Annotated in this window: 12 protein-coding genes; 6 read left to right on the top strand and 6 right to left on the bottom strand. The window is 63.1% G+C overall.

Annotation, left to right across the window (positions count from 1 at the left end):
- The first annotated feature begins 19 nt into the window (after nucleotides 1-19).
- The 4 genes from JJB74_RS16885 (at nucleotide 20) to JJB74_RS16870 (ending at nucleotide 4,353) form a co-directional block, all read left to right on the top strand.
- The gene (locus tag JJB74_RS16885) at nucleotides 20-1,831 is read left to right on the top strand and encodes a glycoside hydrolase family 15 protein (RefSeq protein ID WP_200593626.1); all 1,812 of its coding nucleotides are present in this window, start codon (nucleotides 20-22) and stop codon (nucleotides 1,829-1,831) included.
- A 76-nt stretch (nucleotides 1,832-1,907) separates the two neighbouring features.
- Nucleotides 1,908-2,267, top strand: coding sequence for a hypothetical protein (locus JJB74_RS16880; protein ID WP_234484246.1), 360 nt, complete (start codon nucleotides 1,908-1,910; stop codon nucleotides 2,265-2,267).
- Nucleotides 2,268-2,306: 39 nt separating this feature from the next.
- Nucleotides 2,307-2,468, top strand: a complete 162-nt coding sequence (locus tag JJB74_RS16875; RefSeq protein WP_200593624.1) for a hypothetical protein — start codon at nucleotides 2,307-2,309, stop codon at nucleotides 2,466-2,468.
- A 388-nt stretch (nucleotides 2,469-2,856) separates the two neighbouring features.
- Nucleotides 2,857-4,353: a hypothetical protein gene (locus tag JJB74_RS16870; RefSeq protein ID WP_200593622.1), complete on the top strand. Its 1,497-nt coding sequence runs from the start codon at nucleotides 2,857-2,859 to the stop codon at nucleotides 4,351-4,353.
- 98 nt (nucleotides 4,354-4,451) lie between these two features.
- Here JJB74_RS16870 and JJB74_RS16865 read toward each other — a convergent pair whose 3' ends face one another.
- Nucleotides 4,452-7,712: a tetratricopeptide repeat protein gene (locus tag JJB74_RS16865; RefSeq protein WP_200593620.1), complete on the bottom strand. Its 3,261-nt coding sequence runs from the start codon at nucleotides 7,710-7,712 to the stop codon at nucleotides 4,452-4,454.
- Nucleotides 7,663-8,793, bottom strand: a complete 1,131-nt coding sequence (locus JJB74_RS16860; RefSeq protein WP_200593618.1) for a protein kinase domain-containing protein — start codon at nucleotides 8,791-8,793, stop codon at nucleotides 7,663-7,665. Before JJB74_RS16860 ends, JJB74_RS16865 begins: the two co-directional genes overlap by 50 nt.
- A 269-nt stretch (nucleotides 8,794-9,062) precedes the next feature.
- Between JJB74_RS16860 and JJB74_RS16855 the strand changes: the two genes are divergently transcribed.
- The gene (locus JJB74_RS16855; RefSeq protein WP_200593616.1) at nucleotides 9,063-10,859 is read left to right on the top strand and encodes an ABCB family ABC transporter ATP-binding protein/permease; all 1,797 of its coding nucleotides are present in this window, start codon (nucleotides 9,063-9,065) and stop codon (nucleotides 10,857-10,859) included.
- Between the two features lie 20 nt (nucleotides 10,860-10,879).
- On the opposite strand, the gene JJB74_RS16850 is transcribed toward JJB74_RS16855, so the two are convergent.
- Complete coding sequence (locus JJB74_RS16850; RefSeq protein ID WP_200593614.1) at nucleotides 10,880-12,586, bottom strand: polyadenylate binding domain-containing protein; 1,707 nt, start codon at nucleotides 12,584-12,586, stop codon at nucleotides 10,880-10,882.
- A gap of 295 nt (nucleotides 12,587-12,881) precedes the next feature.
- On the opposite strand from JJB74_RS16850, the gene JJB74_RS16845 reads away from it, so the two are divergent.
- Nucleotides 12,882-13,928 carry a GGDEF domain-containing protein gene (locus JJB74_RS16845; protein WP_200593612.1) on the top strand — a complete coding sequence of 349 codons (1,047 nt, stop codon included), beginning with the start codon at nucleotides 12,882-12,884 and terminating at the stop codon, nucleotides 13,926-13,928.
- Between the two features lie 93 nt (nucleotides 13,929-14,021).
- On the opposite strand, the gene JJB74_RS16840 is transcribed toward JJB74_RS16845, so the two are convergent.
- The 3 genes from JJB74_RS16840 to JJB74_RS16830 form a co-directional block, all read right to left on the bottom strand.
- Nucleotides 14,022-14,666: a hypothetical protein gene (locus tag JJB74_RS16840; protein WP_200593610.1), complete on the bottom strand. Its 645-nt coding sequence runs from the start codon at nucleotides 14,664-14,666 to the stop codon at nucleotides 14,022-14,024.
- Between the two features lie 132 nt (nucleotides 14,667-14,798).
- Nucleotides 14,799-15,671, bottom strand: coding sequence for a cytochrome c oxidase assembly protein (locus JJB74_RS16835; protein WP_200593608.1), 873 nt, complete (start codon nucleotides 15,669-15,671; stop codon nucleotides 14,799-14,801).
- A complete protein-coding gene (locus JJB74_RS16830; protein WP_200593606.1) occupies nucleotides 15,644-15,970 on the bottom strand; it encodes a hypothetical protein in 327 nt (108 codons plus the stop codon). The genes JJB74_RS16835 and JJB74_RS16830 overlap by 28 nt, the downstream gene beginning before the upstream one ends.
- Nucleotides 15,971-16,028 lie beyond the last annotated feature (58 nt).

The following is a 16,028-nucleotide window of genomic DNA, read 5'->3' as shown; positions in this document are numbered from 1 at the left end:
TGCCTCGAAGGAATGCCGGATGTCCAAGCCGCTGGAAGACTATGCCCTGCTGGGCGACTGCAGGACCGCTGCGCTGGTCGCGAAGGATGGATCGATCGACTGGCTGTGCCTGCCGCGTTTCGATTCCCCTACGCCCTTCGCCGCGCTGCTCGGCGATAACGAGAATGGCCGCTGGCGCATTGCGCCGATTGAGGAAGGCGAGGTCAGCCGCGCCTATCGCGACGGCACGATGATTCTGGAAACGCGATATGCCGGTGCGAGCGGGCGCGCCACGCTGATCGATTTCATGCCGATCACCAGCGGCAGTCCGGCTGTGGTGCGCATCGTCGAAGGCGTGGAGGGCGAAGTCGAATTCGCCATGAGTCTGATCATGCGCTTCGACTACGGTCATATCGTGCCCTGGGTCGAGCATGTCGCCAGCGACACGCTGACCGCAGTGGCCGGCCCCGAGATGCTGGTGCTGCGTACCCGCGCGCCATTGCATGGCGTGAACCAGCACACCGAGAGCCGCTTTACCGTGCGCGCCGGCGAACGCGTGGCTTTCTGCATGCAGCATCAGCCTTCGCACTTGCCGCTGATTGGTGCCATCGATGTCGAGGAGGCGCTGGACGACACCGAAGCCTGGTGGCGCGCGTTTTCCGACCGCTGCGCGCCGGGACCCTATGGCGCGCAGGTGAAGCGCTCACTGCTGACGATGAAGGCGCTGACCTATCGGCCCACCGGCGGCATCGTCGCTGCGCCGACAAGTTCCTTGCCCGAATGGCCCGGCGGTGAACGCAACTGGGACTACCGCTATTGCTGGCTGCGCGATGCAACCATGACGCTGATGGCCTTCATGAAGCTCGGCTACTACGACGAAGCGCTGGCTTGGCGCGACTGGCTGCTGCGCTCGATCGCGGGCAATCCCGAACAGATGCAGATCATGTACGGCGTTTCCGGCGAGCGCCGGCTGCCCGAGATGGACCTGCCTTGGCTGCATGGCTATGCGCATTCGCGGCCGGTGCGCATAGGCAATGCCGCGGCGGGCCAGCGCCAGCTCGATATCTATGGCGAAGTCGTCGATGCGATGACGCAGGCGCTGCGCGGCGGCATGCCGGCGCATAGCCGCGGCTTCGCGATCTCGCGCGAGATCATTCATTTTCTGGAAAAAGTGTGGTACGAGCCGGACCACGGCATCTGGGAAGTGCGCGGCGAGCCGCGCCATTATGTGCATTCCAAGGTCATGGCCTGGGCCGCGTTCGATCGCTATGCGCGCTGGTTCGCCGAGCACAGGAAGGATGAGATCGGCGCGGAGCTGGCGCGGCGTTGCCGCAGCATTGCCGATGAAATTCATGCGCAGGTCTGCCGCGAAGGGTTTGATGCCGCATCGAACAGCTTCGTGCAGTACTACGGTGCGAAGGATGTGGATGCAAGTCTGCTGCAGATCGCGCTGACCGGTTTTCTGCCCGCCGAGGATGCGCGCTTGCGCGGCACCGTGCTGCGCATCGAGCGCGAATTGATGCATGACGGCTTGCTGCTGCGCTATATCAGCGGCTGTAATGAAGACCGCTTGCCACCGGGAGAAGGGCGCTTTCTGATCTGCTCGTTCTGGCTGGTGGATGCCTGGATATTGCTGGGCCGGCGCGACGAGGCCTGCGCGCTGTATGAGCGTCTGCTTGCCTTGTGCAACGACGTTGGCCTGCTTTCCGAGCAGTACGATCCGGTCGCAGGCCGCATGCTCGGCAATTTTCCGCAGGCCTTCAGCCATATCGGCATTATCAATTCCGCGCTGAATCTCGCGCGCGATGCGCAGGCATCGGCAAGCCCGGCGCGCACCAGGGCCGAGAGCTGATGCTCAATTGCCATACTGCAGAGCAATGCGGCAAGGCAATGCTGCGCCGCAGCTTGTGTTTTCCGGGGATGCCCCAATGTGGAACATCCCGTTGTTAGCAGGAGAACATGACATGGCTGAATACATGCCGAGCGGCCATAGGCAAGACCTGGATCCGGACTTCATGGATCTGGGGAGTTACGATTCCAATCATTTGCTTGATTCCGTGCTGGACCAGCTGCATCTGCCAGATGATGCCGCGCTGGCCCGCGCCATCGATGTCGACCCGGCACTGCTTGCCGATGTGCGCGAGATGCGCCGCGACGTCGATGCCTCATTGCTGATCCGGTTGCATGAAATGACCGACATCAGCATTACCGGACTGCGCAATATCCTTGGCGACCGCCGCCGCCGTACGCGTCTGGACGAAGGCGAGGGGAGCGAAGGGAACCAATAAGCGGCACGCGGCGTCTTTCGACAGAGGAGGAAGACAACGATGACATCTCCCAATATCCCACCTGAGCAAACCCCGAGCAACGCGCCGGCGCCAGAGCCGACGCGTCCCGCCAGCGTACCGAAGCCCAAGGAAATTCCCCGAGAACAACTGGACCACGAAGCGCCGGCCGACCCGGACCCGGATGATCCGGCGTCGCCGTAATGTTCCGGCGACGGGCACGCGCGTTCAATGTGTTCATCAACCCGATATGGACGCGTGCCAGGTCGCCGAACGGTGGAACGTAATGAAACGACGCCGATGCGGCTTCCGGGACGGATGTGCTTATGGACGATGCGCGTGCATCAGCGTGAATCGAACGGAGGCTGGCTTGGTAGCTCCGCGCTACGACGATTCGAAAGGCCGCCCTCGGAAAGCGGTAGTGACCGCATGCATCGACTTCCGTCCCGCGGCCGCAGCGCATGCATGAGCCGATTGCTAGCCTTGTTCCGCTAAGCGGGCTATCCCCTTGCCACCAGGGAGCACTACAATGGCGGCCTGCCCGCCATGCCCGAGGCGCGCGCAAGCCCGCTTCGACACGATGCCCAACGACATGCCACCCTCTGCGGCCAAGGCCGCAACGCTTCCCGATCCTTTGGCCGACGACGCTCCGGCCATCTCCGCGCAGGCCGCCAACGCTGCCAATGCCACCAACACCACCATAGGCACCAACGCCGTTCTCGAGCCGGCCGCGCCGCGCATCGCCGGCATGCTGGCCGTCTCGGTGCTCATCCTTGTCACTCTCGCTCGTGCCTTCGGCGCGGGCGCTGCGCTGTTCTGGCTGGCGGGAGCGGCGGCGCTGCTACTCATCGCCACCGGCTACCGCCGCATCAACGCGCGCTTGCGTGGCACTTCACTCATCCTGTTCTGCGTCGGACTGGCGGTATTGCCCTTCGCGCGCGCTCCGCTCGAGGCGCTGCAGCGCGGCGTGTTCGTCGCGGCGCTGCTGGTCTCGCTGACCGGCAGCGTGATGCTGATCGCGCGCTGCGCGATGCAAAGCCATCGCATCGGCCAGCTCGGCGGCGGTCTGCGCGAACGCGACGGTCCGGCCCGCTATCTGTCCTTCACGCTGACCTCGCAATTCTTCTCCGGCATTCTCGGCCTGGCCGGCGCAAACCTGATGTTCGTCATGGCCGCGCCTTCCACCGAGCCCAAAAGCGAAACACGTACCGCGACCGTGGTCGCCGTCGGGCGCGGCTTTGCTGCGGCGAGCTGCTGGAGCCCGGTGTTCGGCAACATGGCGATTCTTCTGGCGCTGTATCCCACGCTGCACTGGATCGAGGTGTTCCCGGTCGGACTGGCGGTTGGACAGATGACCATACTCATCGGCGCGCTGCTGGACGCACGCGCGCGAACGGACCACGCGCCGGCAATGCCACGCACGAGCACGTCCACGCTGCTCATCGATGCCTTGCCGCTGCTCATTACCCTGCTTGGCTTTCTGGCGTCGATCATGCTCGTCAGCCGCGCCCTGCATATCGTGATCTCTGCAGCCATCGTTCTGCTGGCGCCGCTGGTGTCCTTCGGCTTTCATGCAGCCAACGGCCGCGCGCGCCGCCGGGTTGCCGATGGCCTTGCCGGCGTGGCCGGGGCGATGTCGTATTTTCCGGCCCTGGCCAGCGAAGCGCTGCTGTTCATGGCGGCGGGTTGCGCCGGCAGCATCCTCGCCTCAGCCTTTCCGCAATCATGGATCGCCGCCATCGGCGCCGCGCTCGGCGGCCATGCCTTCTTCGGGCTGGCCTTCCTGATCGCGGCCATACTCGCCACGGCGCTGGCAGGCATCCACCCGGTGCTGTCGGCCGTATTCCTGGCGTCGAGCCTGACGCCGCAGGCGCTCGACCTGCCGCCGATCACGCACATGGCGGCCATCCTCGCCGGCTGGGGCATTTCGACCAGCGTCACGCCGTTTTCGGTGTTGTCTCTCACTGCCAGCCGCTATGCCGAGGTCGGGTTGGCCGAGATCAGCCTGGGACGCAACTGGCGCTTTGCGCTGGTCAATTCCCTGGTGGCGTGCGCGGTGCTCACTGGCGCGGCGGCGCTGATGCGCTGAGGGACGAAAGCGCGGCAAAAGCGCGCGTTGCCGCCATACTTTGCGCACGGCAGGCGCCGCAGTGAAGCTGCCGGCCCCTGTCCGTAGTGGCTTATGCCCTACATCACGGCGCACTTCTGGCGCGAGCGTCGCCCGGCTTCTGTGCCTTCGGCATCCGACGAATCGTCTTCGGCTTCGTCCCCGCCAGCGTCGTCGATCGTCATCGAGCGCGGCAGCAAGCTTGCCGAGGAAAGCGCATGCGTGCGAGCTGGTACGGTCTTGTCGGCGTCGCCGGAGACGGCGCTCCCGGGCACAGGCATGGACGTCGGTGCGCCTGCAGGCGTTGGCCTCGCGGCGCCTGCCGAATTGGCCGCACCCGTCGCACCAGCGGCAGGATTCGCACCAGCGGCGCCAATCGCCGCGATCGCCGCGCGATAGATTTGCGCATCCGGATGGCTCAACTTGTCGGCGATAGCCAGCGCCTCACGGTATGACGCCAGCGCATCGCGCTGCCGTCCCATGCTCTGCATCAGCTTGCCTATGGTGTGGTGCGCCGCTGCTGTTGCAGGGTGCGCCGCGCCGACCAGCTTCTCGCGGAACTCCAGCGCCTTCAGGGAATGGATGTGCGCACTCTGCATATCGCCCAGCGCCTGCAGCACGACGCCGGCGCGGTGCCAGTAGCGGGCGCAGTGGTAATGCGTGGCGGCATCGGGCGTGCCGACCTTCAGGCCCGCGTGGAAGTGTTGCAGCGCGTCGCGCATCTGGCCGGCAGCATGCAGGCTGTCTCCCAGCGCGGCATGGGCGATAGCGATGGCAAAACTGTCCTTGCCCTTCGCCTGTTCCCGAATGGCCAGCGCGCGGCGATGCAGCGCAAGCGCCGCGTCGATGTCGCCCTTTGAGCACAATGCAGCGCCGATGCCGATCTGCGAGATGGTGGTGTCGACGTGGTCCGCGCCGTTAAGCTTTTCCTGTATCGCCAGGGCGCGCCGATGGCAGGCCAGCGCTTCGTCATGCCGCCCGAGTTCGTGCAGAACCAGTCCCATTTCATTGCAGATGGTTGCGGTTCTGGTGTCGTCGCTGCCGTATTCCCTTTCATAGATCGGCAGCGTCAGGCTGAGATGCGACAGCGCCTCCTCATGCTGGTCGGACGGTCTGAGGGCCGTGGCGACCTCACGGTGGCCTTCGGCAGTCTCAATGTGGTCGTCGCCGTAGGACTTGATGCGGATTGCCAGCGCATCGCGCGCATGCTGCAGCGACTCCTGAAGCTTAACCTGAGAGTAGAAGAGCACAGCCAGGTAGCCGAGCGTCTGCGCGAACATGGGATGCGCGCGGCCCAAGGCCTTTTCCACGATCGCCAGCGCTTTGGAGTGATACGAAAACGCCTTCTCGCCCTGGCCCATCTTCTGCAGCAGCACGCCCATGCTGTTGCAGGCCGCCGCCGTCTCGACATGGTTTTCGCCGAGCGCGCTTTTATAGATTTCCAACGCTTTGCCGATGTACCCGAACGCTTCTTCATATCGGCCCAGGTCCTCGAGGAACATGCCGAGGTTGAGCATGGCCGCCGCCGTGTCGCTATGTTCCTTGCCCAGCACCTTCTCGCGGATGGCGAGCGCGCGGGTGTAGTACATCATGGCCTCATCGTTGCGGCCGAGGTCTCGCGCCACCAGCGCCATGTTGCCGTAGGCTGACGACGTCGCGGTATGTTCGTCGCCGTAGATTTTCGTGAGAATCGCCAGCGACCTCCTGTAATAGGGCAAGGCTTCGTCCTTGCGACCCAGATCGCTCAGCAAGGTCGCCAGGTTGTTGCAGGTATAGGCAATCTCGACGCTATCTTTGCCAAAGTGCTTTTGAACGATAGGCATCGCCCGGTCGAAGTAAGGCAAGGCTTCGGTGTATCGGCCAAGATCATGAAGAATTCTGGCCATGTGCTCATACGCGGTGGCCGTATCGGCGTGCTCGGCGCCGAGCACCTTTTCGCGTATCTCCATCGCTATGGTCAGGTACGTGAAGGCTTCACCGTACCGCCCCAGTTCCTGCAGCAATCTTCCGACATTGTTGTAGGCCCGCGCCGTGTTTTCGTGGTCGATGCCATGCCGCTTTTCTTCGATGGCCAATACTTTCCTGAACTGCGACAAGGCCTCTTCATAGTTGTCGAGATGGTAGAGCAGCTCGCTGAGCCTGGCGCGGCAATCCACCGTGGCGGCATGCTCGGGGCCAACGGTCTGTTCGCAGATGGCGAGCGCCTCGCGTCGGTAGGCCAGCGCATCCGTATACCGTTCCATGGATTTCAGCGCGCTTGCCACGCCGGCATAAACAATGAACATGCGGTAATCCGGCGCTACGCTGGAATTCTTGGGCGTTGCGGCTTGTGCCTGGACTTGCGGCGCCGCCTTTTCTGCGCGCAGGAGTTCATCAACAAGCACCAGGCTTTGCTGCGAGTTTGCGAGCATCTTGTCCACGAGTTCCTTCATGTCGTATTTGCTTATTCCCCGAACTTTGTCCCTGAGCTCGGCCAGCAGACGCCGCGCGGCGCAGTACTCGTACACCGACTTGTGCACATAGTCGTATCGGCCACCGCGCAGGCGCAGCGGCAGCGTTGCGGCCAGTTGCGCCGCTGCCTGGCTGCGCATGGCGACGTAGTCCTCTTCGGTAAGCACCATGCGCCGCTTCCGTTCGGTTCTTGCCCCATCGTCCAGCTGGGCCAATTGGACTTCACGCTTCGCATAGGCTTGCCTTGCGTCCTGCCGCACCAGCTCCTGCAGCCGGCTCCACGGCGAGGCGGCACGGTGCGCCAGGTTTTCTGGCAAATCGCTCATGCCTCTTTTTGCCGCAAGCAGCGCGATGCTCTGGGTGAACGCCGTATAGCTGTCGGCCAGGCTTGCGGCATTGCCCTGCAGCCGGGAGCGCACTTCAGGCGCAAGCAGGCTGGCGCCCTTGTCGATCAGATGCGTGATGAAGCTGGCGTATACCTGCGAGCGCGTAAGCTCTTCGAGCGGCTGTTTGCTCAGCGCTTCCCAGCTTTGTGCGAGCAGGTACAACACGAAAGGGTTGCGCAGCGTCTCGCGCAATTCTCCCGATTGCGTCAGGCGCGCACGGTATTGCGCTTCGGTGGCTGCATCCCAGCCCAGCTGCGCCTGCAAGTAGCGCAGCATGTCATGCACAGCAAAGGGCAGTGCATGACGTATGAGCAGGCTACCGTTGCAGGAGAAGCGCTTCGGCAAGTCTTCGTCGGTGATGGCGTACGGACGGCAGGTGACGATGAGCTTTGCATGGTCTGGCAAGCCGAGCTGTTCGGCCAGGTTCTCGGGCGTGCCCTTTTGCAGCAGGCATTCATCGAAGGCATCGACAAATACCACCGGCTGCGTCGTGTTCGGCTGCAAGCCGAAGCGTGCCGCCAGCGCCGCATAGGCCTTGTCGAATCCGGCTTCCGTCCGTTCCTTCAGGTGATCGCGCAGGAAATCCCATATCCTGCAAGCCCATGTTGACTGCCTTGGCTTCGCTGTCTTGCAGCAGCGCATCGACCTGGGCCACGCCCAGATCGGCCAGCTTGGCGCGGCCATGGCGGTCGATCAGGATGTTCTCGGCCTTGAGGTCGCGGTGCAGCATGCCTTGCCCATGCAGGTAAGCGAGCGCTTCGGCGATTTCACGCATCCATTGCCACAGCCGCGCATCGGATACATTGCCTTGCTCCAGCGCATGCTGCAGGCTGCCGCCATCGCAGAACTCGAGCACGAGATAGGTGTCACCGCCTTTGCGGCAAAGGCCGTGGAACTGGACCAGGTTCGGATGCGAGGTGGCGGCCAGCCGGCTGACTTCCCATTGCAGCGCTTCGGCGATGTCTTCTTCCGACAAGGGCAGCTTGCGCCTGGCATGTTCAAAGTCGATCGCCTTCAAGGCGACCGCTTCCTCTTTCCACTTGCCGCGAAAGACCTGGCCAAAGGCACCGCTGGCGAGATAGCTGCCGACGCTGAGCTCGTCATCGTGAATCAGCGTTATGCCGGCGAACAGGGAGTCGGGGGAGCGGTTCGGGTCCTGTTGCTGCGCCGCTTGCTGCGCCAAGGCTGGCGTGGGTACGGAAGCGGTTTCGGCATGCGCGTCGGCACTCCGGTTCGTATCCGTTGCTTCCGGGGACAGGTCGGCCTCGTTGTCGTCGGCGACGCTGTCTTCATCCGCTTCGCTGAACTGCGGATCTTCTTCCAGCGCATCGGCGCTTTCGCCTGCTTCGTTAGCGCGGGTGGACCATTCGTTGCGCGTTTGTATGACGTACTGACGCGCCGAGATGCGCATGCCATTGGCGGCTACAGGAGCGGCGCTTGCGCCGGCATGCAGCATCGCGCTGCGCTCAGCTGCCGGGCCGAAGCCGGGTATGGCTGATAGCGTCGACGCGGGTGCGTCCGTTGCCGGCGTGTTGCCAATGTCTGTCGGCCCAACGTAGCCGGTCATGGAGGAAGAAACAGCCATGTATAGCTCCAGTTTTCAAGTCGATGAGATTAGGCGAAGGATGGCAAACGCTCGTGACGATCCGGATAGCGATGCCGAACCCCGGCACGAGAAGCGGCACTGGGTGGCATGGCGTGGAAAAGAGTTCCTAAAGGAAATCTTGCGGCTCTGATATCGCGCATGCGCTTGCTTGCTGCTGTGCAGTCATCGGCGCGGTGAGTCGCGACAAGCCGCGGAACAATTGCCCGCTTTGGCGCTCTGAAAGCTTGCTGCCCTGAACATCCGAGCCAATGACCGAGTCCGACAGCCCGCATCCCGCCGCCGCGCATCCGCCCCCACAGGGCGACGGCATCTTCAGCCACCTGCTGCGCGTGATTTCGCCGTACCGCGGCCGCATCGTCGCGGCGATGGCGTTCCTGATCCTGGCCAAGGTGGCCAATGTGGTCGTGCCGCTGGTGTTGAAGCGCATCATCGATGCGCTGTCACAGCCGCAGCTGATCACGCATCTGCCGATCTATCTGCTGGCCGGCTATGCGCTGCTGCGCTTTGCCAGCACGCTGTTCAATGAATTGCGCGACCTGGTGTTTTCACGGGTCACGCAGCGCACGGTGTCGATCTTCGCCGAGAACACCTTCGTGCATCTGCATCGCCTCGGCGCGCGCTTTCATGCAAGCCGGCACATGGGCGGCCTGTTGCCCGACATCGACCGCGGCACCGCAGGCATTGCCTTTCTGCTCGGCGTGGGCTTGTTCACCATCGTGCCGACGCTGATCGAGATCGGCCTGGTGCTGGCTATCATGCTGACCCGCTACAGTGCCTGGTATTCCGGCATCCTGGGCCTGACCTTTCTGCTGTATTCCGGCTTCACGCTGTCTTTTACCGCGCGCCGCGCCATGCACCAGCGTCGGGTGAACCGGCTCGACTCCAACGCCAAGAGCATGCTGGCCGACAGCCTGATCAATTACGACACCGTGAAGTTCTTCACCAACGAAGCGCTGGAAGCCTCGCGCTTTCGCAAGATCATGGGCCAGTGGACCGAAGCCGCGGTCGGCAACCAGAGGGCGCTGTTCTCGCTGCACGTGGGCCAGAGCGGCGTGATCGCGTTGGGCGTGGGCGCGATCATGCTGATGGCCGGGCAGGCGGTGAAGAATGGCGCGATGACGGTGGGCGACCTGGTGCTGATCAATGCCTATGTGCTGCAGGTATGTCTGCCATTGAATGCGCTCGGCTTCGTTTATCGCGAAGCGCGCGATGCCTGGGTCAATGCCGAGCGGCTGCTGACGCTTCTCAACGAGAAGCCGGAGATCGATGAACCGGCGGACTTGCCAGCATTGGCTGCGCCGGTGCACGGCGAGGTGGTGTTCGAGCATGTGAGCTTTGGCTACGAGCCGGGGCGCACGGTGCTGCATGACGTGAGCTTTCGCATCGCGCCCGGCAAGACGCTGGCCGTGGTCGGCGGCAGCGGCTCGGGCAAGTCGACGCTGGCGCGGTTGCTGCTGCGCATGTACGAGCCGAGCGAGGGACGCATTCTGGTCGACGGCCAGCCCATCGATGCGGTGAGCTCGCACAGCCTGCGCGCGGCCATCGGCGTAGTGCCGCAGGACACGGTGCTGTTCAATGCCACGCTCGGCTACAACATCGCCTACGGCCGCATCGGCGCGCAGCGCGAGGAGATAGTCGGCGCGGCCAAGGCGGCGCAGCTCGACGCGCTGATCAACTCGCTGCCGCAGGGCTATGACACGCCGGTGGGCGAGCGCGGCGTGAAACTGTCCGGCGGCGAAAGGCAGCGCCTGGCCGTGGCGCGCGCGGTGCTGAAGAATCCGCCGATCCTGATCTTCGACGAAGCAACGTCAGCGCTGGATTCACAGTCCGAACAGGCGATACAGCAGGAGCTGGACCGATTGGCGACGAACCGCACGGTGCTGACCATTGCGCACAGGCTGTCGACGATTGCGAATGCCGACGAAATCATGGTGCTGCGCCACGGCCGCGTCGTCGAGCGCGGCACCCATCTTCAATTGCTGGCCAATCACGGCGCTTATGCGCGCTTGTGGTCGCTCCAGCAGCGCGCTGAATCCCGCTTGTGAGCGCGCCCGATACCTGTTTGCTATTTCTTCAAAGCCTCCAGAATTTCGCTAGCCAAAATATGCAGTGGATGATTTTGATAATTATGTTTGAGCAAAGTTTGCGCGGCCTTGCGCAGCGCTGCGCGATCAATCCGCGATGTGCCGGCTTTGGATACCATCGCTTCGATCAGGTCGGGAATGAGCGCGGATTGGTTCGGTGGAAGCAGCTCCAATAGGGCGATGACCTTTTTCAGGGCGCTGCGCTGTTTTTTATAGTTGTATGCGCGCAGCAGATTCAGCAACATGCCGGGCGTGCAGAAGATCGGAACGCCGTCCTTGTGCTGCTGAAGCGCCATGCCACCACCCTCTACCTGATCATGTGGCACTCCAGGCGTTGCGTCGCCATCAATCGAATCTTCGCTGACGCTGTCATGCCTGTTTTCTGACTCCACAAGCGCCGATGCGGGCGATGCCTTTGCGCCATCGTCGTTCTCGTCGTGATCGGAATCGGCGTCATCGGAATCCCAGGAATCGTGTCCGCCGGCATCTCCCACGTTCTTCTTGTCCGGCTGCGTTCCCTGCCTGGCGTCGGCGCTCCCTTTGGGCTTGGAGATCGACAGCTTTTGCATCAGCTGCTTGAGGCGGCCGGGCTTTTTTGATGATCGCGGCGTGAGCTGCGGCGCCGGGTCCGGCACCGGCGTGGCAGGCTCAGCTTTTGTTCCGGGATCCGGTGCTTGCACTGTCGGGGTTGCGAACGCGACGGGCTGTTGCCCTACGCTCTGCCAGGTTTGAGCCGACGAAGGCAGGAAGCTTGTGGCGGCGTCGGTCGACATGGGCAAGGGTTGCTGCTGGTAGATCAAATCGTTGCGCACTTGGGCGTGCACCCCTGTCGGATAGGGCATGGGCTGCGGCGCAGGATAGGCAACAGGCACGGCCTGGTGTTGCATGCCCACCGCAGCGCCGGGGAATTGCGGCGCCGAGCCCGGCGCCACGATGCGAGGCGCCGGGTCGAGCCACGGAGCTCGCATCGCGGAAAAGCCCGCCGTTCCCGGCGTCGGCATGGCCGACAGCATGGACAGCTTTGCCGCCGTCGAGACCCCAATCCTGATGACGCCCGTGGCCACGTTGTCCAGCAGCGCGGAGCGGGCTTGCTGCAGTGTTTCCGGATCGTCCCCAGCCAGGTTGTCCCCGTCCAGATCGATGAGGCGATCCGTTCCTGCGACAGCCGTGCTTTTGCTCAGCTCAAGAAATTCCAGAAGGTTTTCGATGGTCATCCAGATAGCGCCCACCGTCTCCGCCTGGGCGCTTCTTGCATTGCGCAGCGCTTTCTCCAGGTCGCTGATCGTACGCATGGCTTGGTTAAGCTCCGCCATATTCACTGTCGGCATACCCTTGAAGGGGTTGGAAAGATTGGCGGCAAGTCTGGCAGCTACCACTGCGTTCAATTGCGGGCTCAATGCAGTGAGCTGTAGCGGGATCAGGGCATCCGGCTCGAACAGAACCGCATCAAGCCCGGCCGCGAGCCCGGCCAGGGTTTCCGTGGCTTTGGCAGAAACGCCGGCTGCATACAGCTCGCTGCGGACTTGTCCTTCGAGCGATTGGCGCGACCAGCTGCCGGATGGATAGGCGACGGCATGCACATGCGGGACGGGCTGCTGATTGGCCGGATTTGAAACCGCCATCGGCTGCGGTGCAGGGCCGATGTAGGGCGATGCATATTGATGAAGGCTAGGGTTCGTTGATTGCATGATGTCAGGACAGGAATGCCCCCGCGAAGGGATGCGGAGCGCGGCACTTTGTGCCCGCGCAATACATTCTGTTCCGCGGCCAAGTCGCATCCGGTCTCCGGTCTCCGGTCTCCGGTCTCCGGTTTTCGGTGTCGCCTCATGCCGCGCCGCCGGGATGACATGTCTCTTGCATGTCTTTACAATCGGCCAGTTTGCGAGCAGGTTTCGGCGCAGCTTGCAGGAAACGCAGGCCCACGGACGCCGCGCAAGCATCCTGTCCTGCCGTTCCATCCACCTTTCTGGCACAGAGCTGCAAATGATCCTCGACAAGCTCCTTGACGACATCGTCTGCATGACCGCGGCGCGCGAGCATGAAACGCTCGATGCGGCAATGCTCGCCGCCCTGTGCCGGCTGACGCATGCACGGCACTGCGTCATGCTCGACTTGTTGCATGTGAAGGATCAGGGCTTTGTCCAGCCGCGTTCATGGATGAGCGCGCATGGGCAGGTGCAATCGGTTGCCGCGATGCAGGCAGAACCGAAGCGGCTGCCGATTGCGCGCTATCCGGTGCTCGCGGCGTGGATGCGCGACAAGAGCGGCAGGCTGACCGAAGTGGCGGAACGAGGCGTCTACACGCTATGGCTGCCGGTCTGGCTTGGAGACATCCTGGCCGCCGCTTTCCGCATCGATTACATCGCGCCGCTCGATGCCGCCACCCGCCCGGCGCTCGACAGGCTGCTGCAGATCTATACCAACCACCGCCAATTGATCGATTACAGCGAGCGCGACTCGCTGACAGGCTTATTGAACCGCAAGACCTTCGACACCCGCTTCGCGCGCATGGCATGCCAGGTAACGGCGCATGAAGCGGCGAAGAATCCGGCGGAAGAAGAAAGGCGACGCCATGCGGGCGATGAATCGCACTGGCTTGCGGTCGTGGACATCGATCACTTCAAGCGCATCAATGATCGCTACGGACATCTGTACGGGGACGAGGTGCTGATCCTGATCGCCAACATCCTGCGTGCGTCGTTTCGCGCGCAGGACCGCATCTTCCGTTTCGGCGGCGAGGAATTCGTGATCCTGTTGCGCTCGGTTACCCTGGCCAGTGCGCGCCGGGCACTGGAACGTTTTCGCGAAAACGTGGAGCACTATTCCTTCCCGCAAGTTGGGCGGGTGACGCTGTCCATCGGTTTTACTGGTATCGGCAATGACAGCCCGGTGGAGATACTCGGGCATGCCGACCAGGCGCTGTACTACGCGAAGCAGCATGGAAGAAACCAGGTTCGGTTCTACGATGAACTGGTGTCTTCCGGCGCACTCTCTCACGGCTTGAGCAACCAGACGATGGAGCTTTTCTGACGCGCGGCAAGCTTGCGACACAGGATGATTGCCTGCGGGACCGAATCGGGATTGAACGGAAGTGCGAGATGCAGGCCGTGCACGGCCCCGCGCCTATTGGTTGTTCATGTGGAAGGCGCGGATCGCATCCAGAATCTGATGGCTGCACATCTTGATTCTGGCGAGCGTATGCTCGCTTGAATTGTTCAGGCTGCTCATCGGATGGAGGTAGTCACTAAGCATATCGGCGCTCTTCACGAACGCAATCAACGCATCCATGCGCGCGATATCAGCGCCGGTCAATTCTTCCCTGAAATTCAGAGCCGCTATTTCGTGCAATGTGCGAGTGATCGCGTCAAAAAACTCGCCCGAGAAAGTGCCGACTATGGCTTTGAGCTTGACGTCGAACGCGGGCGGATACATTTTCCCCGGCTTGTCGGAACGTTCGGTGATGGCAGTCCTCAGATTCTCGTTGGTGAGGAATATCATGTCGATTGCCGTTCCCACTGTGCACAAGGTGTCCAACGATTTGGCGCTGATGCCGGACAACGCAAGAAAGGATGCAAACGAGCGTGCGACTGATATCGAGGTGGCGTGGGACAGCAGGCGGGAATTCGCGACGACGCTTGTTAGTGATGGGAGCCGCGGCTGCGGCGGCGCTCCCGAAGCGGCCCCGGGCGCATTGGTGGTGGCCGCGTGAACATTTGTCAGTGTCGTCGCTACGGGGCGTTGTGCTGCATTGGATGCTGGATCTGCCATGTTTTTCTCCGATTGAGTGAGCTTGCCTTCCGTTTGAAGACAAGGCCATATGTAGGGCCAGCGGCGTTATTGTTCCATCCGGGCGCGGATGCCGCACTTGAGTCCGGCGCTGGTGCAGATACCGTGCGGCGCCTATGCCCGCGCCCGCTGCAGCCAGCGCGCCGCCAGCGCCAGCCCGGCCAGCACATAGGCAAGTCCGCCCGGCACCCACATGATCAGCCCGCCGAGTTGCTGGTCTTCGAGCAGCGAGTAGCCGTAGTCGGCGGTGGTCGCCGCATACACCGGATACCAGGGCACGCTCGACCAGGTCAGCAGCGCGCCGAGCGCGCCGGTGTGCAGCATCGTCGTAAACAGGTAGAGCATTGCGCCAGCGCGCACGGGCCGGTCGATGCCATCGCCCAGTGCTGACCACCAGAACAGCAATGCCGAGCCGAGAAAGCTCGCATGCTGCCAGGCGTGGATGGAGGGATAGGCCAGCGCTGCTTCGAAGAAGCGCGGCACATGCCAGGCCCATAGCGCGACCGCGTGCAGCAGCCATGACACCGCCGGCCGCGTCAGAAAGGTCCACGGCAGCTTCACCAGCGGACTGAGCGTCGCCGCCGACAGCGCGCCCCGCGAAGGCAGCGCCCATATCCATACCGCCAGAGGCCGGCCCAATACCAGCAGCGGCGCGGCCACGATCATCAGCATTTCATGCTGCAGCATGTGCGCCGAGAACAGCTTCGCGCCCAGCGCATCGAGCGGCCCGACCAGCGCAATGGCAAGCGCAAGCCAGCCGAAGCCGAACAGCAGCGCATGGCGCGCGAGCCGCGGCCGGCCGGCGCGCGAGCGCTTGCGCAAACGCAGATAACCAGCTGCATACAGCCACAGCGAGGCGGCAAGCAGGATCAGCACCCAGGGTTCGGCGCCGAAGATCCATCCCGCATCGGCCGCGTCTATCGCGTGCGCTTGTGCCGTGCGCGGCGCAAGCAGCAGCGTCAGGAATAGCAGGGCGACAGAAACCATTGGGGTATCCACATGCCGAAGATGATCAGCGAAGACAGCGCGCCGACCATCGTCGCCACCGTGGACAGGAATTGCGGTCGCTTGGTCAACGCATCGCTTTGCGGCGGGGCTATCGCCCGATGGCGGTTGCGCCAGGCGCAGGCGGTAAACAGCAGCGACAGCGCCAGGCAGGCGGCGCTGCTCCATTGCAGCGGCGCGGTGGTTTGCCGCATGCAGGTCGGTGTTACCAGCGCATACAGCAGCGACAGGTTTGCCAGCGCCAGGCTGGGTGACAGGATGAGGGCAGGCCAGTTCGGCATGAATGAAAGCTCCTCGTGCGTTGGCTGTATGCGGACAGGATGTCATTCGCAGGGTGGG

This window comes from Noviherbaspirillum pedocola, assembly GCF_016632335.1.
Taxonomy (GTDB): domain Bacteria; phylum Pseudomonadota; class Gammaproteobacteria; order Burkholderiales; family Burkholderiaceae_D; genus Noviherbaspirillum_A; species Noviherbaspirillum_A pedocola.
Note: the sequence above shows the minus strand (reverse complement) of the source record. Positions and strands in the feature narration are given on the sequence as shown.